Genomic DNA, 23,594 nt, shown 5'->3' with positions numbered 1-23,594 from the left:
AAATCGTGACGACAGTGCATTCGGACGCAGGAATAAAGCAAGGCAAAACAGTTTATTAAGGTAACGGAGAAGCATGTTTAGGAGTAAATTCGGTAAGGTTGTGTCATCCACATTTAAGGCACCAAGTTGGGCTCGCAATGCGAATATCCAAACTATTTGGCCGCGTTACATGATGAAAAAACCAGATTTAAACACCACGAATGAACGTATCAGCACGCCGGACGGCGATTTTCTTGATATTGCGTGGTGTTTGCCTGACAGTCTTTCTCCTAAAGTTGCTAAGGGCGTTGTGGTTGTATTCCATGGTCTTGAGGGCTCGGTAAATTCGCATTATGCAAGACATCTTATTAATCGTATGAAAAATGACGGTTTTATCGTTGCCCTGATGCATTTCAGAAGCTGTAGCCATGAAGTTAATATAACCCCTCGTGCATATCATTCAGGCGAAACAGGAGACCCAATGCAGACTATCGCGCATGTTAAACAGCGCTATCCAAACCTGCCTGTGTTTGCGGTTGGTTACTCGCTAGGCGGCAATATGCTGCTAAAACTGTTAAGTGAAACCGCTGGACAAAAAGTGCTTTGCGCAGCTGTAGCGGTATCAGCGCCATTATTGTTGGCTGAATGCGCACTGCGAATGCAGCGCGGATTTTCACGTTTGTATCAACATTACCTGCTTAATAGCATGAAACAAAACTTACTTGAAAAAATGCGGCGCATGGATATGCGGCATTTGCTAAGCATTAATTCTAATGAGGTAAAAGCACTATCAACGTTCAGAGAATTTGATCAGGAGGTTACTTCGCAGCTTCATGGGTTCGATGGCGCAGATGACTACTATGAGCAATGCAGCGCAATGCCAATGCTGAAAAATATCACCACCAACACGCTGGTGTTGCACGCAAAGGACGACCCTTTTATGACAGAGTCTGTCGTTCCGAGCGATAATCAGTTATCTAAGTCAGTGGCTTATGAATTGAGTGAGAAAGGCGGGCATGTAGGATTTTTACATGGAACACCTTTCACCCCAAAACTGTGGCTTCAGGACCGTATATCTCAGTTTTTTGAAGAACAGTATCAACGAATTTCGTCCACCGAAACAGCAAACAAAACTGAGATAAACGTATGATCATTCCCTTTGACTCGATTGATGAGGAAACACTTCAGAGCCTAGTTGAAAGCTTTGTATTACGTGAGGGCACAGACTACGGCGAAGTTGAAATAGGTTTGCAGGAAAAAGTAGAGCAAATTATAGAACAGCTAAGGTCTGGCGATATTGTGATTGAATATTCGGAAGAGCATGAAAGTGTGAATATTATTGAAAAACCATAGCCCCATATTTACATAAAGTGCTGAACATAAACGTGTAGCTACCTATCAGCGTCAATTGCTCCAGCTAGGATAGGATGTTACCGCTTTCAACATCCATTAATTTTTTAATCTAGGATCTTTCTTTGTCTCGTTTTCCCGTTACCACTGTTGCACTCATAGCCGTCTGCATCGGTTACCTTATTGCGCCCATGGGCATGGCGGCAGTGAATGTCGCTATTCCAGTGTTAGCTGAGGATTTACAAGCAAGTGCTATAAAGGTGTCTTGGTTGCCTACCTTATACATCTTGGCTAATGTTGCGTTTATGCTTCCGTTTGGCAAGTTAGCTGATAATTACGGAAGAAAGCGTGTCTATGCTTACGGGCTTTTGCTTAACGCGCTCAGTGCATTAATGTGCGCAATTGGGACTGACATTGATTGGATATTGTTCTGGCGCTTTATGCAGGGCGCAGCAGGCGCCATGATTTTCAGCACAGGTGTGGCGATCATTACCTCGGTTACGCCCTCCCATAAGCGCGGTGCTGCGCTCGGTGTGCTGGCTGCGTGCGTCTATATTGGCTTGACCCTTGCTCCCGCGGTAGGCGGTTGGCTGACAGAATTATTGGGGTGGCGCGCCGTGTTCTATTTTCAAATTCCACTGGTGATTGCGCTGCTCATATTGATGAAGTTAAAGCTGCATGGAGAATGGAAAAACGAGCATCACTCACGGTTTGATTGGATAGGGTCCGCTATTTTTATCACCTTTGCATGCACCTTGGTTTATGGTTTGAGTAAGCTACCGAGTTTGCTAGGTTTTGCTTTGCTGCTTGTTTCGTTGTTAAGTTTAGTTGGGTTTATTGTGCATCAGAGTCGAGACCGGCAGCCTTTGATTCGGGTACAAATGTTTCGAGAGAGCCGAGTCTTTAGCTTATCACTATCAACCTCTTTTCTAATGTATGGCAGCAACTTTGCGATTATTTTTTTACTTAGTTTGTATCTACAATATATCAAAGGTTTTAGTCCCGCTTATGCAGGTCAGATTTTGCTGATGCAGGCGCTTTGTATGGCAATTGTTGCACCCTTCGCAGGGAAGTTAGCAGACCGTTTTCAGCCTCGAATTATCGCCACAATCGGTTGCTCGATCGTTGCCGTCGGCTTTTTATTTCTTATCCAAATTAGTCCGGATACAACGGCATTTTATATCGGCGGGTCATTGGGCTTAGTGGGTTTAGGTTTCGGTTTATTTTCAACACCTAACAACAGCGCAATCATGGGGGCAGTGAAAGAGCAAGAAGTCGGTGTTGCCTCTGCATCTATGAATTTATCGCGTACCATCGGTAATTTAGTGGGTATGAGCTTGGTGAACCTGATGATGCACTATTACATTGGAGACGCTAACTTTGGTCCTGAAAGTAACCCAGCACTGATGAGCACTATTTCTTTAGCGCTACTGATGTCTTTATCATTCGTGATTATCGCCAGCGTAATCTCCGCCGTACGCGGCAAACAGTAACAGGTTGTTCTGAGCGTTCAGGAGACGGTCAGTAACGACTCTTATTGCAAGTTTACTGAGTTAAGAGATAATTCAGTATTTTATCACTGTTGCTTTTTCATCCAAACTACCTATACTTTAGTGGTATATAATTACGACATTAGGACAACTGAATGTGGGCGTTTAACCCGAGTTAGTGTTCAGTACTGAATGTTCCAACACCGACGGAATTATAAGTAATGTGAAGGTACGAAATAATGTCAATGTTCTAGGAGATCCAAAAGCTCCAAGTGTGGTCCTAGCACATGGTTTTGGTTGCGACCAAACTATGTGGCGTTTTCTAGTGCCTGACCTTGTTAAAACTCACCAAGTCATTCTTTTCGATTACACAGGCTCTGGCCAATCAACTATCACAGACTTTTCTACTAAAAAGTATTCTCGGCTAGAGGGCTATGCGCAAGATATCGTCGATATTATTGATTTTTTGTCATTAAAAGATGTTGTTGTTATAGGCCACTCTGTAAGTGCCATCATTGCTGCACTTGCGTCAATAAAAATCCCCGATGTTATCAGTAAAATTGTGATGATATGTCCCTCACCCTGCTTTGCAAATGATCTACCAGGCTATGAAGGAGGGTTTGAGCGGCACGATTTAGAAAATCTTTTAACCTTGATGGACAAAAACCACGTCGATTGGGCAAATTACTTAGCTCCTCTAGTGTTGGGAGAGTCTAATTCTGAAGAGTTGAGCGATGAGCTTTTAGCCAGCTTTTACAAACTTGAGCCTTTGGTCGCAAAGACGTTTGCCAGAGCTACTTTTTTATCGGACTATCGCGAAATGCTGCCCAAAATAAGCGCTAAAACACTTATATTGCAAAGCTCTTCCGATAAGCTAGTGACGGAAGATGTTACTAAATATATGCACCAACACATAGCCAATAGTAAGTTGGTCGTCGTTGATGCCGTTGGTCATTGTTTGCATATGACTCATTCGGAAACGATAATTCGGCCTATACTGAACTTTCTACAAGTGAATAATCAAAACCCAAACAATACCAATATAGAGGTTTTGAATGATTATTGTTCTGGACATTTTATTGTCGACAAAAATAAACAGTTTGTTATGGCAAACACATACATGAATAGGCTATTTGATGCGGACTCAGGAAACCTGGTTGGTCAACCAATTTCCAAATATCTTACCCATGCGGCAAACTTTTACTTAAACACACACATTTACCCCTTATTAGCAGTCAAACGAGAGATTGAGGAAACACATTTATCTTGGCTCAATCAGCATGCTGAAGAAATTCCCGTGGTGGTTAATATCAGCTTAGCCGCAGATGGCTTATCGTATTGGTCACTATTTAAAGGTACAAATCATCACAAGCTATACTCTGAACTAATGGAAACCAAAGAGCAGCTTGTTACCCAAAATAAAAGTTTACTTATATTAGCATCAACCGATTTTTTAACGGGTCTTCTAAATCGTCGAGAACTATTGCGCCAAGCTACTATCATTGATAGCCAAATGAGACGAAGCGCCTCGTCTTATGCAGTTCTTACGCTGGACATTGATTTTTTTAAAAAAGTTAACGATACACATGGGCATCAAGCCGGCGATAAAGTGTTGAAACACGTTGCTAGACAACTGTTACAAGGACGCAGAACAAATGACTTGGTAGCAAGAGTTGGAGGCGAGGAATTTGTTCTTATACTTCCTGATGTCGAAGAAGAAGATGCGTTTATCATTGCAGAAAATATACGCGAAAGAGTCGCATCTCAAGCTGTTGATGGTATTTTAGTTACCGTCAGCATTGGTTTAGTGGTAAGCAAGGTGAGTACGCGCGCTGATATTGACCGTTTGTTATTGATGTCTGACAATGGGCTTCTTGAATCAAAGCGTACAGGCAGAAATAAAACGGTCGTGGTTAACGCTCCTTAATTACATATTCTCGAATTTGCTGGCATACTTTATCTATCCAACCTAACACACCCTACGTCGAATAAAGGTCTGTTATTCAGTGCTCTATGTCTAAAAAGCTTCTTATCTCATCGGCTTGTCGCATGGCATCTTGGTATCCGCTTTCAATAAGCGCTTGGCAATACGCTTTTTCAAACAATATGTAGCTCGCTAAACTAGTGCCGCTACCCTTACGATTTGCACCAATAATCGATAATAAAAAACGCATTGATTGCGGTAGTAAGTGCTCGTATTGCTGGGCCAATTGGTCAAATTTTATGGTCGGTTTGATAATAAGCACATCGACGGGGGCAATATTTAACGCTTTGCGCTGCTCGGGTGCCATGTTGCGTGCTAATTTATTGAATCGTTCCAATATACTTAAATCTTCATCCATCGCATCTATGAATGCACTGTTAAGCATATGCCCGAAGACTTGCGCAATAGAAGGTGAATGAACAGTCGGTAATCGTTCGATTTCATCCTCGTTACCGCTTACCCCAATAACCAGTATTTTTTCTGCACCCATTTCTAGGGGAGCACTTAGCGGAGCAGACTGACGGACAGCACCGTCCCCAAAATATTCACGGTTGATTCTAATGGACGGAAAAACAGCAGGTATGGCCGATGAAGCCATTAAATGTTTATGTTGAAGTGATGTCGGTAGACCTAATCTGCGGGCCTTTTTCCAGCTTTCAATTGAGGGGTGCCCTTGAAAAAATGAAATATTCTGCCCAGAAGTATAGCCGAGTGCGTTGATACACAGTGCATGCAGATGCTCTTGCGTAATCATTGTATTCAATCGCGACATATCTATAGTGCGCTTTAGCAAATAAAAAAGAGGCCGATTGTCGAACAGAGAAAGAGGCTTGCCTTGAGCGATGCCACTATGAAAAAAAGACCCGAGAATTTTTACGATACTTTTAAGCACCGTAAAATAGTCGACGCGGTGGACGCTTTCAGACGTAAGATTGGTCCAGATATCTTCTAGTCCGCTAATAGCTTTTGGAAAGTCGTCAATCTCAGTGGCTAGTTTCGCTGCGTTAATAGCGCCTGCGGAAGTGCCGCAAATAATAGTGAAAGGATTGGGCGTATTTTCAGGCAAGAGTTCAGCCAGTGCTTTTAACACACCGACCTGATAAGCCGCGCGGGCACCGCCACCTGATAAAATTAATGCTGTTCTCATTTATCTACTGTAGTCAACTTAAACAAGCTTGTATATTAATAATGTTGATTTACGCATTAATTTATTAGGTGGCTGCAGGTACCCTTATGCTTCGCTCAGCATTTAGGGGGGTAGTATCAGTTAAAGAATCCTAGCGACTGAATGTAGCGCTAAAACTTAGCGGCACCGATTTTGAAATACTCTTCAAATTCGCTACTTTTTGCAATGCCGCGACTCCCTCATCAAGATTGAATTCACTTGCGCTCAGGATAGTTGGCGTTGCGGTTGTTGCGTTTATGCTGCCATCTTTCAAACCAGTTAACATCACCTCAAATGAAATTGGTGCTTTGTTTCCTGCAATCATCATCTCGCCCGCAACGGTGACTCGCTTCATTTCGCCTGCTTCAAGCTTGGTTAAAGCTGGATCAACTTGTGCAGTGAAGGTTGCTGAACTGTAATCGCTCATATTAAAAAGCATCTTTTGCATGCGTTCGTTTCTAATCGGTACTAGTGTCTCAACAGATGCTATATCGATAGTGATTGTTAACTTACCTTGCTCGCTAAGTTCACCTGAGAAATTATCAAAGGTATGAGTTTCTGATACATGCTCGTTTTTTGTCGATATAAAATTTACTGTCGACTGTGCTTTGTCTAATGTTAGTTGCGCAAGCGTGTTGAAGCTGCTGACCGACAGTGCGATAGATAGAACAACTGAGCTTAAGATTGATTTTGACATGGTGTCTCCCGTTTATTAGTTTAAATTTATATGACTTATACAGCATAGTGAGAAAAATAGTTTGCTCATTATGCTGACTGAGGACATTTACTGCGAGCTTTCTATTTTAGAGAAAACTCAATTATACACTTGTTAATCTAGCCAAAGCTGACATGTCGTCCATGTTTTCCAACAATGCTATTTTTTCTTTATTACTCATCCATCCAAGTGCCTCTTCTCTGTTATTAGCGTCAGCAATTTTGTACCTTGCACTAATATAATCAATTGGCGGATGACCTCGTTGTGGTTTTGGTGCCGGCGCCACTAGACTGAAATGAGAATGGCGAATATTAGCGTCGGCTATGACTGAGCTAACGTTAACATATTGCAAATAATCATTTAGCTTTTTCGAAAAATCATCTCGTTGGCGAATAATGTCAAGTTCGTTGACCTCTTCTGGTATGTTTAATATACCCAAAAATCGCAAGGCCTTGGCCAGACTTCTACTGCCACTTAGCGCTGACAATGGGATTGAGAATATCAAACCAATAAGCGTAGGAGACAACCAAGCAAGCAACATGGGCGAATAGTAATAGCAAACAAAGGCTAAGCCCAAGCCAATACAGGTATGCCAGAAGTGCTGTTTGCTCAACTGTAGCCAAGGTGTTCCAGCGTATTGTCTTTGTTGAGTCGACCATCCAGAATCGCGTCCTCTGAATATATCGATAATGTGCTTACTGTGTATCAACATAAAAATAGGGGCGTACAAGACGGAGAAAAAAGTCTCTACCAGCATGCCCAGGGTCATTCGAATAATACCGAGGGGTTTGCGCAGAGGCGAATGAAAGTAAGCGCGAATGACACCCAAGACCTTGGGAACTAATAAAATACCCATGGTAAAAATAAACAAATAAATCATGCGTTCGGAATCAAAAACCGGCCAGTTAGGTAACAAACTAATTTGATCAGAAAAGTATTCGACGTTGACGTAGTGTATTTGAATGGCCATCGCCACCCCAATTAGGATTAAAGCAAACCAAAAAGGGGATGCCATGTAGCCCATTACGCCCGTGATCATATGGAAGCGGTTTGGCCATCTTAAGCCCTTTGCTTTGAGCACGGCCAAGTGTTGAATGTTGCCTTGAGCCCATCTTCTGTCACGAACCGCTACTTCAGAAAGACTCGGTGGGCTCTCTTCCCACGATCCCTTTAGTGCGGGAAGCATTCTTACTGACCAACCAGCACGTCGCATTAACGCAGCTTCCACAAAATCGTGGGACAAAATATCGCCAGAAAAGGGCTTTATGCCACCCAGCGTTGGCAAACCTGCAGAATCTGCAAATGCCTTCACTCTGATAATCGCGTTGTGTCCCCAATAGTTGCCATCATTGCCTTGCCATGCAGTGATACCTCGGGCGACGATGGGTCCGTAAATAGAGCCAGCAAACTGCTGTAGCCTTGCAAAGAGCGTTTCACCGCGATACAAACAGGGCAAGGTTTGGATAATGCCGCTCTTGGGGTCACTGGCCATTTCTTGCATCAGTGTGTGTAGGGTAGAGGAAGACAGTAAACTGTCGGCATCAAGCACCAACATAAAATCGTAACGCGCTCCCCATCGGCTGACGAATTCATGTACATTTCCTGCTTTCTTTGCTTTATTGTCGTGGCGGCGGCGATACCAAACCTTGATGTCAGGTGTGAGCGCTTCTCGCAGTTTCACAACAGCCGCTGTTTCTTTCACCCAAACTTCTGGGTTGTTTGAATCCGAGATGATGAAAATTTCAAACTGCTCGCTAAGATTTGCTTTGATCAGCTCCTTGCCCATACTGAATAATGCAGCACAGGTTTCAGCGGGGTCTTCGTTATAGGTCGGCATCAACAATACCGTTTTCTTATTGTCGATATCCGTTTTGTTAATTTGTTGCTTTGATTCTCCGGAGAATAGGAAGCCGACGACCGCAGCACAAGCTGCAAGAGCTATCCAAACAAAGGTGATACAAAAAAGTCCGACCATCATCCACTGCAAAACAGTCACTTCGCCTTGCGATACGATCAAGACCATTTGGTAGGTTGCGTAGGCCGTCATGCCCAGCGCACCACCGAATGTCATTACTCTTGCAACTAGCGCTCTCCATCCTTGCCAGAAGTGTCTAACATTAGGCTTCTTCTTAAAGTCCTGCGGCGGCATTAGTAGAGGAGCTTCCCTTGGGGTTGCCCTTTCTAGCGTACTTATCTTGTCCATCGGTACAGCCATGTTTCACCCCATTTTTTTGGTTCATCAGATTTTTTATCGTCATATAAAGAAACACGAAGCTCAGAAAGGTCAGCGTCATCTGCTTGAAACTTAACGATTACCCTCAACTTTCCTGTTTGCGGAATAATCTTACTTATTGTTCCCGTAATTTTACCCGTTGAACTGCTTGCATCTATTCTAAGGTTGTTAGGAAAATCAGTGCCTGAGAAATCAATCACAAAATCGCGCTCCGTTTCAGAACCTAAGGTCAAACCTGAGGCGGTCGAGACTATTTGTCCTTCGATATTGTTCTGCGGGGCGAAGGAGCCGAATGAAAGTGTGTATGCAAATTTGTATTCTTGACCCGCTTTTAATGGTTCTTCAGGTTGCCAAAACGCAACGATATTGTCGTGAATTTCTTGCTTTGTCGGTATTTCTAGCAACTCAACATGACCAGGTCCCCAGTCACCAATAGGGGTGACCCAAGCGGAGGGCCGATCTTGATAATGCGCTTCGATATCCTCGAAATTTTGAAATTGACGAGTACGCTGCATTAATCCAAAGCCTTGAATTGCTTCGTCCTTAAATACTGATACTTGAAGCTTTGATGGATTAGATAGCGGGCGCCATAGTCTCTCACCATTTTGTTTTATCATCGCTAATCCATCTGAATCGTGAACCGCAGGTCTGAAGTCGTCAAAACGATTACTGTTAACTGGATTAAACAAAAACATGGAGGTAAGAGGAGCGATGCCAAACGCGTTAATGTCTTTTCGCGGATAAAGAGTACTAACAACCTTTATTTCAGTATTCTCGCCAGGCGTAGCGGTAAACGTATAAGCACCTGTCGCAGATTTGCTCTCCATTAGCGCATGCACGACTAGGCTTTCGGAATTCTCCGATGGCCGCTCAACCCAAAAATCGGTAAATACAGGAAATTCTTCTCCCGACGGACGACCGGTATTAATCGCCAAGCCGCGAGCTGATAGCCCGTACCAGTTTGTTTGCCCTACTGCTCTAAAGTACGTGCCTCCTTGGAATACTAAAAACTCGTCCCATTTTTCGGCGTTGTTGATAGGGTTCGTGACGCTAAAGCCTGAGTAACCTTGAGCGTTAGATGCTTTGTCTTTTGCTTGCTGATCATCATAAGCAAATATTTCACTGGTATATAGTATACGGCGTGAGGTGCCCGCGACGACAAGGTTAAGATTAACTGGGGTCTTAAATAGGAAGCCAGGGTGCAGTGGATTTATTCGAAACCGGCGGTCTTCCTTTGACCAAATCGTTGCGGCACGTCTAAATTGTATTTTCTTGTAGTCATCATAGCTCATTTGGCTAAGCGGGTTGTCATCAGGAATGAGCGGTAATTTATAATCAGAAGTGGCAAGTTCCTTTGCTTTGTTTTCGAGCCATTTGCGATCGAAACGATGTGTCAGTCTTTGAGGTTCAGCTTCGCTTTTAGCGATCTGCGTCATTTGCTCAGCAGAATCGTTTTTATTCTCCGCTACTTTCTGCGCAAAGCCGAATGTTGAGAAGTAAAAAATGAAGGCGACTACAACCAAAATAGAAGATTGCTTTAACAAAATGATATTCCTTATACAGTGTAAAATGGCATTGCCATAAAAGCATTATTTGACATTTGAGCGTCTTAGATAATGATGAGCTTTGCTATAAAAAACGTGACTGAGAAGAGCTCGCTACAAAAAGTTTTGCTATATAGAGCTTCGCTATAAAAAGCTTCGCTATGAAGAGCTCGGCGGCAAATGCAATATTGAAAATGGTCTATTCAGCGTGATCTTTTGCTAATAGGCCATGGCTCTTAGTTTGAAACAACAGCAACGAACAATAGCTACTAGGCTTTCTGCAAACCGCAGGCCAAGTCGTTTGGTGCTTCGATTTTTCAGATATTTGCTTTTTTCGTAAAGATAAAGCTGACTAACTCACTGAAATTAATGTAAATCTACGCATCAATGTTAGCACTGAAAAAAATCAAGATGAACGTGTGTTGCTCAAGCAAAAGCACTTTATGTTGAAAAATTTGCAAAGAATGGGCAGGTATTACGGAATTTCCTCAGAAACGACAATGTTGTCTCCTTTTTGCAACACTAATTTAAGCATAAATGACTGGTTTTACTAACTTATTTTTAATATTTGATGAGATTATGTCGCTTCATGCAGACACTTGTTCATTTTGTACGGTGGACGGCGTGAAAATTTTACAATGAGTCTAAAAATGTTAGTCATACCGCTAAGGTTTATTCTGTGAAAATGTATGTATACACGCTTAACTTTATGTTTTATATAGCTTTAATTGGTTCTATCTAATTGGTACAAAGTTTGCTGCTGCTATTATTGTTTAGGCTAGCAGTCAGCGGTCATAAAATTAGCCCTTAGCGGTATTATTATTAGAGGAAGCATAAATGGAAGAGCAAAAAGTTGTTTTGATCACAGGTGCATCGAGTGGAATTGGTGCTGCAACAGTTAAGAAATTGTTGGGTGCTGGCCATAAGGCCATTATCACTGCCCGTCGCAAAGATAAATTAGATGCTATAGCACAACAGTGGGGAACTGATCGCGTTTTAGCTGTCGCTGCAGATGCTTCTAATTTTGCTGAGTTGGAAAACGTAGTGCTTAAAGGAAAGGAAAAGTTTGGTCGGATCGACGTTGTTTTTGCGAATGCTGGAACAGGGGTTAATACACCCAGCATAGAAGGTGGCGATCCAGAAGAATGGAAAACGATGATAGACGTTAATATTAACGCCCTACTTTATACCGCCAAAGCGAGTATGAAGGCCTTGAAGGAAACCAAAGGCCACTTCATTCTTACAAGCTCGATTGCTGGAAAAATTACTCTCAAGGGCTCAGTTTACGGCGCTACAAAGTGGTTTGCCTATGGTTTTGGCCAGAACCTAGCAGCTGAAATGGCAGAGTGGGAAGGTCGCTGCACAACCATTTGTCCAGGCATGGTGAATACCCCATTTTTCGATGAAGCTAAGCCCGATAAGCTTGATCCAGAGGATATTGCCGACGCGGTGCTTTTCGCTATTTCTGCCGAGCCAAGATGCGCGGTGAGGGAAATCACACTGATGCCTACTAAGTAGTATATTGTCGAAATTTAAAAATCTGCACGAAGCAATCCGGATTTAATTTCTATGATTTTTACAATTTTAAAAAAAAGCACTATACTCAGACCACACGTTAACAGTTCTTTGCATTTTATTTGCGAGAGTGATTTATCAACGTCGTATGTGCTAGACTGAAATGTGTCGTAAAAAAACTGACCAGCTTTACATGTAAGCTGGTTTCATCTGTTTACTAAGGTGTACTCAACTTCGTGTTTAATCGCTTAATCAGCTTCATCATGATCATGTTTTTGCTCGTTGCGCAGGCAGGAGAAGCTTTTGCAGTTTCTTCAATGGCTTGCTTCAACAGCGAGAGTAGTACGATGATGTCTGAAAATATGGCACCACGCTTAATGGTCAGTAAAGTAACAGAAAATGCCGTGCAAACAGCACAAAGCATGCAGATGATGAACCATGACTGCTGCCAACAAGACTGTGACTGCCCGCTTGGCATGCTGTCTTTGGCAGTGCTAATTGACATAAATGTACAAGTGGCTACTCATCAAAGCGACGAGCAGTTAGCCGACACTGACGGTAGTCTCGTTTACACCTTTATTCCCAGTCAGCAACGCCCTCCTAAATACCTCTCTAATTTTGCAGGCTAGATCTGTCTGATGATTGTAAGAGGTTCATTTCGTCCTAGTATGACGTTGTGAAGCGTTAAACTTTCACTTCCCAAAAACCAACAGACCTAACCTGCTCCAAATAGAGATCCACTCAAAAGGTGGCATTCAGGCGTAAGCCAAAAAAAGACAACAAGCTCAACATTAGTCATAAAGAGTCGAAAATGAGATTTTTAAAATCGGGTTATTTTCCTTCACTGAAAACTGCGATGGTTTCCATTGTATTATTTAATTTTGCAGCGCCAGTTAGCCATGCCAACGCTAATCAACGGGCCAAGCAAGGCGTTGATACCAAGGAAAAAGGTATGCAATCACTGACCTTGCCTCAGGCTATATCGCTCGCGATTGCTAATGATCCATGGTTAGTACGCAGCGAGATCAGCGAGCAAGCTATGTTGGATAGAAGTGACGCCGTTGATACTTTGCCCAATCCGGTTGTTTCTATTGGTTTGGCAAATCTACCTACCGATGGATTTGTGTTCGATCAAGAGCCCATGACGCAATTAAAAGCTGGCGTTGCGCAGCAGTTTACGCGCGGAAACAGCCGTGGTATCCAACGGAAACAACTGCAAGAATTGGCTTATCAATATCCATTGCTGCGCCAAGACAGAATGGCGAAAACCGAGGTAATGGTTTCATCGCTGTGGCTGGAAGTTTACCGAGCGCAGCAGATTGTTGCGTTGATAGAAAACGACAAAGCATTGTTTCAGCAATTGGCCGAAATAGTGCAAGCTAGTTATTCGTCAGCCGTTGGCAACGTGCGCCAGCAAGACATCGTGCGAGCACAACTCGAGCTCACGCGACTTGAAGACCGACTGAATACACTGATGTCGCAAAAAGAACAAGCAGGTAGCCAGTTACTTGAGTGGTTTAATAATGGTAATCCACAACCTTTGGCTTCTGTCGATTTCGCACAATACAAACGCGTCTCTGTTGAGCGCCCTAGCATAGAAAGTCTCGCGCAGTCCAAAGTAGAGTTGCTGGCCGGGTTCGATCAGCAGGCGTTAGCGCAAGTGCTAAATGCCCATCCGTCAATTCTAGCAATTGAGCAGCGCATTGATGCGGGTGAAACTGGTATCAAATTAGCTAAGCAAGCTTATAAGCCGCAGTGGGGAGTCAACGCTAGTTATGCTTACAGAGCTGATGATCAGCTCGGTCGCAGCCGCGCCGATTTCTTTTCTGTTGGCTTGTCGTTCGATTTACCTCTTTTCACGCAAAGTTCGCAAGACAAAAAAGTATCTGCAGCAGTTCGCGAAGCAGAGGCGATAAAGACAGACAAACTACTGGCATTAAGAGGACTGGTTTCACAGCTACAATCAACGTGGTCGCGTTATCAACGTTTGCTTAAAAGGCAAACCTTATTCGATGACAATATCTTGGTTCAAACAAGAGAACAGGCAGAAGCGTCGTTGACTGCCTACACCAATGATGACGGTGATTTTTCTGAAGTCGTTCGGGCTCGCATTGACGACTTGAACGCTCGAATAGACATGCTCAACATTGAGGTTGATTTGTTAAAGGCGCAAGTTGAGTTGAACTATTATTTTACGACACAAGAAAGTACTTTTAATACTGCCAGAGCTTTTGATTCTATTGAGCGCTTTGACCAACAATCACAACCCGCAACTGCAGTTAAGGTAGGGGAATACTAATGAACAGCACACAAGAAACCACCTCTGGTAAAAAAAGTTCTTCAGCATCCAAAATTGTATTGCTCGGCATTGGTTTAGTTATAGGGGTTATTGTCACCCTTATTAGTTATAAGTTTATGCTAGGAGAAACGGCTTCATCATCTGCTAGCATGCAAGCTACCGAGAGCGAACCTCTTTATTGGGTTGCGCCTATGGATCCTAATTTCAAAAGAGATAAACCAGGCTTGTCACCCATGGGAATGGATCTGGTACCGGTTTATGCCGATGATGAAAATGGTGGCGGGAAAGACAGTCCAGGCACAATCAGAATCGACCCAAATGTGGTCAATAATTTAGGTGTTAAAACTGCTAAAGTTCAGCGTAGGGCGCTTGATGTTACTATAAAAACAGTCGGTTACGTTCAATATAATGAAGATACGCTCGTGCACGTTCATCCTAGAGTCGAGGGTTGGATTGAAGTGCTGAATGTTAAAGCAGCCGGTGAATATGTTAAAAAAGGCGAGCCCTTGTTTGCGCTGTATTCTCCTGAATTAGTGAATGCACAGGAGGAATTTCTCTTGGCGGTAAAGCGCGCTAACAGAAACTTGATGGCGGCAGCGAAATCGCGTTTACAAGCCTTACAAATGCCAAAAATAGCCATCGACAAACTTGTCGAATCTGAAAAAGTGCAGCAGACCGTTGTGTTCACCGCGTCGCAAACTGGCTTTGTTGATAACCTGAATATTCGCGAAGGCTTTTATGTAAAGCCGGGCATGACGCTCATGTCCATTGCTGCTTTAGATGAAGTCTGGGTTGATGCAGAAATTTTTGAACGCCAATCGAATTTAGTCAAATTGGGTTTGCCGGTCGTCATGACTATGGAATACTTACCCGGAAAAACCTGGGAAGGCCAAGTTGATTATATCTATCCTACAATGGATGCCAGTACTCGTACCTTGAGAGCACGCTTGAGATTTAGCAATGAAGACTATTTCTTAAAGCCCAATATGTTCGCACAAGTGAGCATTTTTACTGGAAAATCAGCTATGCATAAGAGCAGTGATGAAAATATGCATGAGCTTATGCAAGAATCTCAAGTTGATGAACTTAACATTGTTGTACCTTCTGAAGCGGTCATTCGCACCGGAACGCAAAACCGTGTAGTGCTGGCCTTAGGCGACGGAAAATTTAAGTCAGTGGAAGTCAACATTGGCAATGTTGTAGAAATAGTGACAGACCCAAATGCGCCTCACTCTGGTCATACAACAATGAAGGCTGCATTGAAATCAGGTAATTACACTGAAGTTTTATCTGGCCTGATGGATGGCGATACAGTGGTAACTTCGGCTCAATTTTTATTGGATTCCGAAAGCAGTATTAGCTCTGACTTTATTCGTATAGGAGGCGAGCTTGACCGGTCAAAGACTGCGCTTGCTGAAGGCGAAGACGAAAAAATGAACGACATGAGCAACATGAGCAACATGAGCGACATGGGTGGAATGAGTGGAATGGGCGGTATGAATGAGCCTGTGTGGGTTGAGGCTACGGTAGATGACGCCATGCCAGAGGAAAGAATGGTGCGACTAACGCATGGGGATATTGATGATTGGGGCATGCCCGGTATGACCATGAATTTTGTTGTTGCAGAGGATGTCGACTTCACTCAATTAGCAGAGGGACAAACTCTACAGGTGTTATTGCAAAAACCTGAATCAGGTATGTTTGAAGTGGTAGGTGTGAAGCCATGATTGCAGCGATTATTAGATGGTCGGTACACAACCGATTCTTCGTACTATTATGCACCTTTATCATCGTAGGCGGTGGCTTAGTTTCGCTGAAAAACACCCCTGTAGATGCCATTCCAGATTTGTCCGATGTGCAGGTAATCATTAAAACCAGCTATCCAGGACAAGCGCCACAAGTAGTTGAAGATCAGGTTACTTACCCGCTAACGACGGCAATGCTCTCAGTGCCCGGCGCTAAAACGGTGAGAGGCTTCTCGTTCTTTGGTGATTCTTATGTCTACATCATTTTTGACGATGACACGGATTTGTATTGGGCAAGAAGCCGTGTGCTTGAGTATTTGTCCCAAGTGGCACCGAGCTTACCGGAAAATGCGAGACCTCAATTAGGGCCTGATGCCACCGGTGTGGGTTGGGTTTATATCTACGCATTAACCGATAGAACCGGACAGCACGATATTAGCGAACTGCGCAGCCTACAAGACTGGTTTCTAAAGTATGAATTACAAACTGTGGCCGGTGTATCCGAAGTTGCGTCTGCCGGCGGTATGGTTAAGCAATATCAAGTACAGGTTGACCCAGAAAAATTGCGTGCTTATGGCATTCCACTATCGCATGTACAAACTGCAATACAACGAGGCAATCAAGAAATTGGCGCATCGGTCATTGAACTTGCCGAGGCTGAATACATGGTGCGAGCAACAGGTTATATTCAAAATAGACAGGACATTGAGAATATTCCACTAGGTGCAAGCACTACCGACAAAGGCACTACGCTGTTGATTAAAGATATTGCGGAAGTGGTTGTTGGTCCGCAAATGCGCCGTGGCGTGACAGAGCTGAATGGTGAAGGCGAAGCTGTTGGCGGAATTGTGGTCATGCGCTTTGGTGAAAATGCCCAGCAAACTATCGACGCGGTGAAGTTAAAACTAGAAGAACTGAAGAAGGGTTTACCGGATGGCGTTGAGATAGTGCCGGTTTATGACCGCTCAGCATTGATTGAGCGAGCGGTGAATAATCTAAGCTCTAAGCTACTTGAAGAATTTATTGTCGTCGCGCTCGTTTGTATTGCGTTTTTATTTCACGTTCGCTCATCGTTAGTTGCCATTATAAGTCTGCCGGTCGGGATCCTTACCGCCTTTATCATCATGCATTTACAGGGCATTAATGCCAATATTATGTCATTGGGGGGCATTGCAATTGCAATAGGTGCGATGATCGATGGTGCTATTGTCATGATAGAAAACATGCATAAGCATATCGAAAAAACGCCACTGACAGACGAAAACCGATGGCAAATCGTCATAGATTCAGCCACGGAAGTTGGGCCTGCTTTGTTTTCAAGCCTACTGATCATCACCGTGAGTTTTTTGCCCGTATTCACACTTGAGGCACAAGAAGGACGGATGTTTGCGCCCTTGGCCTACACTAAAACTTATGCGATGGCGGCAGCCGCTGCACTTGCCATTACTTTAGTGCCAGTATTAATGGGCTATTTTATTCGAGGTAAAATACTACCGGAGCATAAAAATCCGGTTAATAAATTTTTGTCTTGGTTATATTTGCCAGCACTTAGAACCGTCATGAGCTTTCCGAAAAGCACCTTGTTGGCTGCTTTAGTCATACTCTTTGTCGGTTTTTGGCCTATTAATAAAATAGGCAGTGAATTTATTCCGCCTCTCGACGAAGGCGACTTGATGTATATGCCCACAACTTACGCGGGCGTGTCTGTTGGTAAAGCGCGACAAATTCTGCAACAAACAAATAAGCTGATTTACACGGTCCCAGAAGTACAGACCGTATTTGGTAAAATAGGACGTGCTGAAACAGCAACGGATCCTGCGCCATTAACTATGATCGAAAGCTTTATTCAGTTAAAGCCTAGAGACGAATGGCGGGAAGGCTTGACGACGGAATCGCTAATCAAAGAGTTAGATGACTTATTAGATATTCCTGGCCTTACAAACGCCTTTGTTATGCCCATAAAAACGCGTATAGACATGTTAGCGACCGGCATCAAAACACCTGTTGGTATCAAAATAGGCGGGCGTGACCTGAAAGAAATTCAACAAATTGGCCAACAAATTGAGCAAATTCTAAGTCAGGTTGAAGGCACAGCATCTGTCTATTCTGAACGGGTAGCCGGTGGCCGCTACATTAAAGTGGATATCCAGCGAGAAAAGGCTGCGCGCTATGGTTTGAATATTGCTGACGTACAGTCGGTTGTTGCCAGCGCTGTGGGCGGCATGAAGGTGACGCAAAGTGTTGAAGGGCTGGAACGATACCCAGTCAATATCCGTTATCCGCAATCTTATCGCGCCTCCCCTGAGGCCTTGGGTTTATTGCCGATTGTTACGCCTCAAGGAAAACGTATTGCGCTGGCGGATGTTGCCAATGTGTTCATTGAAGATGGTCCGCCTGGCATTAAAAGCGAAAATGCACGACCCAACGGTTGGGTTTTTATCGATATCGAAAATACCGACTTGGGCAGCTATGTTGCCTTAGCCCAGGCTGCCGTAAATGAGCAACTTGAGTTACCGGCAGGGTATTCCATAACGTGGTCAGGGCAATATGAGTATATGCAAAGAGCACAAGAGAAGCTCTCCTACGTGCTTCCTTTAACCCTAATGATCATCATTATATTGCTGTATTTAAACTTCAGAAATATCACTGAAGTCGCGATGATTATAGGAACGCTGCCGTTGGCAATGGTCGGCAGTATTTGGCTCATTTATCTGGAAGGCTTCAACTTTTCAGTTGCGGTAGGTGTTGGCTTTATAGCCCTAGCCGGTGTGGCGGTAGAAATAGGCGTTATCATGCTGGTGTATCTCAATCAGTCTTTTAATAGCATGCTTGAAAACTGCAAAGAGCAAGGCAAACAACCTACTCAAGATAGCCTTTTCTCAGCTGTGTTACATGGTGCTGCGCTGAGAGTGAGGCCTGTCATGATGACCGCTGCAACGATAATCATTGGTCTATTACCTATATTATATGGAGTAGGAACTGGGTCTGAAGTGATGAGTAGGATCGCTGCGCCGATGGTTGGTGGTATGGTCAGCGTATTATTGTTAACCCTGCTAATTCTGCCGGTCATTTATTTACTATGGAAACGACTGCAGTTGAAGAAGCAGTTTAATGAGTTTTAAATACTTATCAGGTTCGTCTATGTCGCAAATAGATGATGCGCTTGACTGCCAAGCATGACAGGGTAAGAAAATATAAGGTGGAAGGCTTTTGTTAAACAGGTTTTCATAGGGTGAATTAAAAACTCACCCTTGAATTATTTAACTTACATGATCCTTGAGAACAAGCGTGTTCCGCCTCCTGAACTTCGATTGCGTCGAGCATTGGAACGAAGTTCGCTTCTTTTACTTGCCAACCAACTGTCCCTATTTGTGTTTGCTTGGTCACCGCGACGATTCACCTCAGTTGTTCTAAAACTGCAGAACTGCATGTATGCGTTTAAATCTTCGGATAATTCTTGAATAACGAGCTCAATCATTATTGCATCGTCTACGTAACCTAAACCCGGGATATTATCTGGAACGAGATCTTCCGGTTCAGTGAAATATGCAAGTGAGGTCAGGATCTCATTTTTTTCATCTTCGGGCATTTGCCACTCAGGGTCTTCTAATGCCGATATGAGTGTTTCTAATGAATCTAGTCTTTGCTTTACAAAGTCAGGGAGATTGGCTTGCTCCATTTCTGCACAAACGGCACGGGCTTTTTCCAACACCTCAGATGGCGGGTATGCGCGAGCTTTTTCCATAGCGAGCCTCATCATCGCTCGGAAGTGCTCTAAATCGGTGTCAGACAGTTTAAAAGTAATTTCAATAGGCATTGTCGCAATCCTTGTTTTATTGTTGAGATCCTTAATTAATAAACAGCAACATTTTATTAATTAATTGTACAATTAGTATACACACTCATTGTGCGATTGATAATCAATTTGAGCATAATTAACGCGGCGACGAATTTGAGTTTGCTAATTTTGTCGATCATCTATTTAATATGGAAACGGACCTACTTGAGTAAGCATATTAATGAGTTTTAAATGGTAACAGCAGTTCGCCGATATCATCGATGGCTTATGTTGTTCGTCGGACTGCAGTTTCTGATATGGTCTTTTAGTGGCCTTTATATGGTGCTTATAGATATTCACAGTATTCATGGTGAGGACTTACTTAGCGCTAAGCAACCAGTCCTCGTCTACGCAGATGACACTCGTCAAAATGAGCATAACAGTTCAGGTCAAAAAGCCTCTCAAGAAACACGACGGTCTATTAGTGTCGATATTAATGAAGTCGTTCTTCTCTACCCTGATGCCAAAAATATCACCCTAGGTTGGTTGGGTATAACCCCAGTTTATCGGTTTACTGATAATGGACAGATGATCTTGGATGCGAGCACCGGAACGCTAATCGACAGCATCTCAGAATCGCTCGCACTTGAGCTTGCTATTGGTAGTTTGAAAGAATCTAAAGAAGTAAAACAGATTGAATTAATTACTGAAAACCCACCCAGTGAAATTGCGTTTCGTCCACTACCGCTTTGGCGGATTGACTTTTTTGGCGTCAACTCGCCTACCCTTTATGTGAGCAGCACAAACGGCGAGATAGTCACGGTGAGAAAAAATACTTGGCGTATTTTTGATTTACTGTGGCGGCTTCACATCATGGACTACTATGAAGGTGAAGATATAAACAATCTGTTGTTAAATGTATTTAGCGTTAGTGGTTTTCTCGCCGCATTATCTGGCCTTGTATTGCTCTGGTTTCGCTTGTTTAAGAATAAGTTGGAAGGCGCTACCTCATGATGTTTAAACGGGTGCATAAGTGGCTATCCCTAGCTGTTTTCATACAGCTATTTATCTGGCTTGGTTCAGGCTTTTTGCTGGGTAAGCTTGATATGGATAAGGCTGCTGGTCGCGACACTTTGGTGCGTAATAATCCGACTTCTTTTGCTCGCTTTTATGAAAATACTGACGACAATTCAGGCGCTGTAAATACACCTTTTGTTAGCGTTAAATCATTATTAAAAAACTATCCCATGACAAGCGAAATTGAGCTTAGTCGTCTATTTGATCAAGTAATCTATAAGTTAAAAATAAATGCAGGGCAGCATGACTACCAAGCGTCGCACTATAAACTCGTGGATGCGATAAGCGGTGAATTAATTGATTTAAGCGCAGAGGAATTAGCACCTACTGATAAAAAATTAATCTATCAGATAGCTCGCTTTTCGTATAAAGATAGCGCGTTTGGATCTTCTCAGACCCAAAATCCTAATCTATCAGCAGACCAATCAGAGAAAATGTCTGTAGCAGGCTTGTTATACCCGCCTATAGAAGACCTACCCCGTGAGCGCAATGCCGTTTGGCAAATTAACGTTGATGATGTCAGTCAAACGAGTATTTATATCCGAGCACAAACCGGTGATGTGATTGCACATGTGAATGACGAAACACGCTGGCGTGATCTTTTGCTGATGCTGCACTTCATGGATTATGCTGAAGAAGGGAGTTTTAACAATTGGTTTATTAAGATATTTGCCGTAATGACGCTTTTATTGTCGGGCACTGGGGCATGGGGGCTGTACCGACTTTTTAGCGACGGGCGCATCAAAATAACGTGGTTTGATCGAAATAAAATGTTGCTCGTTCATAGCGAAAAGCTCCCAAAAGCGGTGACACTATCAGCAAGCGCAAATAGTTCTATTCTTGACGCACTCAGCGCCAGTAATATCGAGATTAGATCAATATGCGGTGGCGGTGGCCTTTGCGGTACTTGCAAATTTAAAGGTGAACCTGAATTGTTGATTACAGCCGCTGATCGTGAGCGTTTGACGCCAGATGAATTAGCGCTCGGTTATAGGCTTGCTTGCCAGCATGTCATGAAGGAAGTGTCGAACATCGAACTGAATCAACATTAACTAAGTGTTGTGACTAAGCCGTCTTCCTTCAAAAAGTTTTTTATCAAACGTTTGCAGCCACCGAAATCTCCTAATCAACCCACCTAAATCCCAGTTCATCGTATTTTTTAATAATAGTTAACATTTATATTTCATCTCAATCACGGTATTTGCGATGTGCAAATGTTGAACAATTAGAGGTAGCATCGGGGAGATTCCTGCCTCCGCAAGAAAGACGGGGTTTAAGACCGTTAATACTGAATGACGCTTTCCCAATGTACGCGCTGATCACCTAGTACCACGAAATCTGGGTTTTCAACTGAATCGCGCTGGTTATAGCTGAGTTCATCAAATGTGGCGGCGACAATTCTGCCGCCGGCTTCGTTAATAATGCATTGAGAGGCACCAGTATCCCATTCACCCGTAACACCTAAACGCATGAATACGTCAGCCTTACCTTCGGCAATGAAACAGGCTTTTAACGAGCAACTGCCCGCCGGTAGCGTTTGGTACACGCGTTTATCTGACATTTTATTGAACACTTTTTCACGCGATTGTCGACGACTAATTGCAATCATGATCACGTCTTCGCTAGGTACTTTGAACTCTCTCACCGCGATTCTTTTGGTTTCAACATTGCAGCGTTTATATGCACCTTGGTCTTTACTTGCAAAATACAGCGTTTCACCGGTGGGCCAATAAATAACCCCAATAACGGGTTCATTATTCTCAATCAGTGCAATGTTGACAGCAAAATCACCTGAGCGCGCAATAAACTCTTGCGTGCCGTCAATAGGATCTATAAGCCAATAACGGGTCCATTTTGCGCGCTCCTCAAGAGGCACTTGCGGTGTTTCTTCAGACATCACTGGAATATCAGGCGTCTGCTCTTGCAAGATGCTCATAATGATATCGTTCGCTCGGTAGTCTGCGCTGGTGACTGGCGATTCGTCATCTTTTGCGTATTCTTCGAAAACGCCTTTGTCGTAGATATCTAAGACTTCTTGTCCTGCAGTACAGGCGGCTTCTTTAGCTATTTCTAGTAACTCTGCAATGGAATGGTGCACTTAGTTATTTTCCTTCTTCCATTTTTGCAATAACAGCAATGCTGCCACGCTTCGGGCTTCGACAAAGTCGTCTCTTGCGAGTAGCTCATCTACTTTGGCCACAGGCCATTCAATCACCTCTAATGGCTCTGGCTCATCGCCTTCTAATGACTGCGGCGTTAAGTGTTCGGCAATCAGGATATGCATCTTTGCATCAAAAAATGTGGGGGCCATATGCACCGTATGCAGCGCATGAAGTGTGTCGGCTTTGTAGCCAACCTCTTCTTGTAACTCTCTATTGGCCGCTTGCTCCGATGTCTCTCCAGGATCAATTAGGCCTTTGGGGAAACCTAACTGGTAGGAGTGGGTTCCGCAAGCGTACTCACGAATGAGCAACATCGTATCAGCATCTTTCAATGGCACAATCATAACGGCGCCGCGTCCCGCGCCCACCATTCTTTCGAACTCTCGGGTTGCGCCATTGCTAAATTCAAGGTTCAGCTTTTCAACTTTAAAAAACTTAGATTTAGCGACGATTTCTGCGCTGTGGATCGTTGGTAACTCTTTTTTATTGTCTATTTTACTCATTCCTAATTCACGATAAGCTATTGATACTTTAGAATCCTATATTGCTTACATTATC

Annotated in this window: 18 protein-coding genes; 11 read left to right on the top strand and 7 right to left on the bottom strand. The window is 43.4% G+C overall.

The features are described from left to right. The first annotated feature begins 73 nt into the window (after nt 1-73). The 4 genes from GNIT_RS16575 to GNIT_RS18500 all read left to right on the top strand — a co-directional run bounded on the left by GNIT_RS16575 (nt 74) and on the right by GNIT_RS18500 (nt 4,746). Entirely contained in the window at nt 74-1,129 is a 1,056-nt protein-coding gene (locus tag GNIT_RS16575; RefSeq protein WP_014110464.1) for a hydrolase, read from the top strand. Continuing rightward, a complete protein-coding gene (locus GNIT_RS16570; protein WP_014110463.1) occupies nt 1,126-1,332 on the top strand; it encodes a YheU family protein in 207 nt (68 codons plus the stop codon). Before GNIT_RS16575 ends, GNIT_RS16570 begins: the two co-directional genes overlap by 4 nt. Nucleotides 1,333-1,454: 122 nt before the next feature. Beyond that, nucleotides 1,455-2,822: an MFS transporter gene (locus tag GNIT_RS16565; protein WP_014110462.1), complete on the top strand. Its 1,368-nt coding sequence runs from the start codon at nt 1,455-1,457 to the stop codon at nt 2,820-2,822. A gap of 220 nt (nt 2,823-3,042) precedes the next feature. Then, nucleotides 3,043-4,746: an alpha/beta fold hydrolase gene (locus tag GNIT_RS18500; protein WP_337999073.1), complete on the top strand. Its 1,704-nt coding sequence runs from the start codon at nt 3,043-3,045 to the stop codon at nt 4,744-4,746. Nucleotides 4,747-4,822: 76 nt separating this feature from the next. Here GNIT_RS18500 and GNIT_RS16550 read toward each other — a convergent pair whose 3' ends face one another. The 4 genes from GNIT_RS16550 to GNIT_RS16535 form a co-directional block, all read right to left on the bottom strand. Next, nucleotides 4,823-5,950, bottom strand: a complete 1,128-nt coding sequence (locus GNIT_RS16550; protein ID WP_014110460.1) for a patatin-like phospholipase family protein — start codon at nt 5,948-5,950, stop codon at nt 4,823-4,825. Nucleotides 5,951-6,080: 130 nt separating this feature from the next. Further along, entirely contained in the window at nt 6,081-6,665 is a 585-nt protein-coding gene (locus tag GNIT_RS16545) for a YceI family protein (protein ID WP_014110459.1), read from the bottom strand. A gap of 121 nt (nt 6,666-6,786) precedes the next feature. Beyond that, nucleotides 6,787-8,898 carry a glucans biosynthesis glucosyltransferase MdoH gene (gene mdoH / locus GNIT_RS16540; RefSeq protein WP_083822463.1) on the bottom strand — a complete coding sequence of 704 codons (2,112 nt, stop codon included), beginning with the start codon at nt 8,896-8,898 and terminating at the stop codon, nt 6,787-6,789. Beyond that, complete coding sequence (locus GNIT_RS16535; RefSeq protein WP_014110457.1) at nt 8,874-10,460, bottom strand: OpgD/OpgG family glucan biosynthesis protein; 1,587 nt, start codon at nt 10,458-10,460, stop codon at nt 8,874-8,876. Before GNIT_RS16535 ends, mdoH begins: the two co-directional genes overlap by 25 nt. An 837-nt stretch (nt 10,461-11,297) precedes the next feature. Here GNIT_RS16535 and GNIT_RS16530 point away from each other — a divergent pair. The 5 genes from GNIT_RS16530 (at nt 11,298) to GNIT_RS16510 (ending at nt 19,141) form a co-directional block, all read left to right on the top strand. Next, a complete protein-coding gene (locus tag GNIT_RS16530) occupies nt 11,298-11,978 on the top strand; it encodes an SDR family oxidoreductase (RefSeq protein WP_014110455.1) in 681 nt (226 codons plus the stop codon). A 233-nt stretch (nt 11,979-12,211) separates the two neighbouring features. Continuing rightward, a complete protein-coding gene (locus tag GNIT_RS16525; protein ID WP_014110454.1) occupies nt 12,212-12,604 on the top strand; it encodes a hypothetical protein in 393 nt (130 codons plus the stop codon). Between the two features lie 182 nt (nt 12,605-12,786). Next, the gene (locus tag GNIT_RS16520; RefSeq protein WP_014110453.1) at nt 12,787-14,274 is read left to right on the top strand and encodes a TolC family protein; all 1,488 of its coding nucleotides are present in this window, start codon (nt 12,787-12,789) and stop codon (nt 14,272-14,274) included. A 116-nt stretch (nt 14,275-14,390) separates the two neighbouring features. Further along, on the top strand, nt 14,391-16,001 hold the full coding sequence (locus GNIT_RS16515) for a copper-binding protein (protein WP_420492362.1): 1,611 nt from the start codon (nt 14,391-14,393) through the stop codon (nt 15,999-16,001). Then, the gene (locus tag GNIT_RS16510) at nt 15,998-19,141 is read left to right on the top strand and encodes an efflux RND transporter permease subunit (RefSeq protein WP_014110451.1); all 3,144 of its coding nucleotides are present in this window, start codon (nt 15,998-16,000) and stop codon (nt 19,139-19,141) included. The genes GNIT_RS16515 and GNIT_RS16510 overlap by 4 nt, the downstream gene beginning before the upstream one ends. A gap of 143 nt (nt 19,142-19,284) precedes the next feature. On the opposite strand, the gene GNIT_RS16505 is transcribed toward GNIT_RS16510, so the two are convergent. Next, nucleotides 19,285-19,836 carry a YkvA family protein gene (locus GNIT_RS16505; RefSeq protein WP_014110450.1) on the bottom strand — a complete coding sequence of 184 codons (552 nt, stop codon included), beginning with the start codon at nt 19,834-19,836 and terminating at the stop codon, nt 19,285-19,287. A 213-nt stretch (nt 19,837-20,049) separates the two neighbouring features. Between GNIT_RS16505 and GNIT_RS16500 the strand changes: the two genes are divergently transcribed. Next, nucleotides 20,050-20,811, top strand: coding sequence for a PepSY domain-containing protein (locus tag GNIT_RS16500; protein ID WP_049786951.1), 762 nt, complete (start codon nt 20,050-20,052; stop codon nt 20,809-20,811). Next, the gene (locus tag GNIT_RS16495) at nt 20,808-21,926 is read left to right on the top strand and encodes a 2Fe-2S iron-sulfur cluster-binding protein (RefSeq protein WP_014110448.1); all 1,119 of its coding nucleotides are present in this window, start codon (nt 20,808-20,810) and stop codon (nt 21,924-21,926) included. The genes GNIT_RS16500 and GNIT_RS16495 overlap by 4 nt, the downstream gene beginning before the upstream one ends. Nucleotides 21,927-22,156: 230 nt before the next feature. On the opposite strand, the gene cysQ is transcribed toward GNIT_RS16495, so the two are convergent. Both cysQ and nudE read right to left on the bottom strand, forming a co-directional pair. Beyond that, nucleotides 22,157-22,972, bottom strand: coding sequence for a 3'(2'),5'-bisphosphate nucleotidase CysQ (cysQ, locus tag GNIT_RS16490; protein ID WP_014110447.1), 816 nt, complete (start codon nt 22,970-22,972; stop codon nt 22,157-22,159). Next, on the bottom strand, nt 22,973-23,539 hold the full coding sequence (gene nudE / locus GNIT_RS16485) for an ADP compounds hydrolase NudE (RefSeq protein WP_014110446.1): 567 nt from the start codon (nt 23,537-23,539) through the stop codon (nt 22,973-22,975). Between the last annotated feature and the right edge of the window lie 55 nt (nt 23,540-23,594).

This window comes from Glaciecola nitratireducens FR1064 (genome assembly GCF_000226565.1).
GTDB lineage: Bacteria > Pseudomonadota > Gammaproteobacteria > Enterobacterales > Alteromonadaceae > Glaciecola > Glaciecola nitratireducens.
This window is presented reverse-complemented; position numbering and strand designations above follow the sequence as displayed.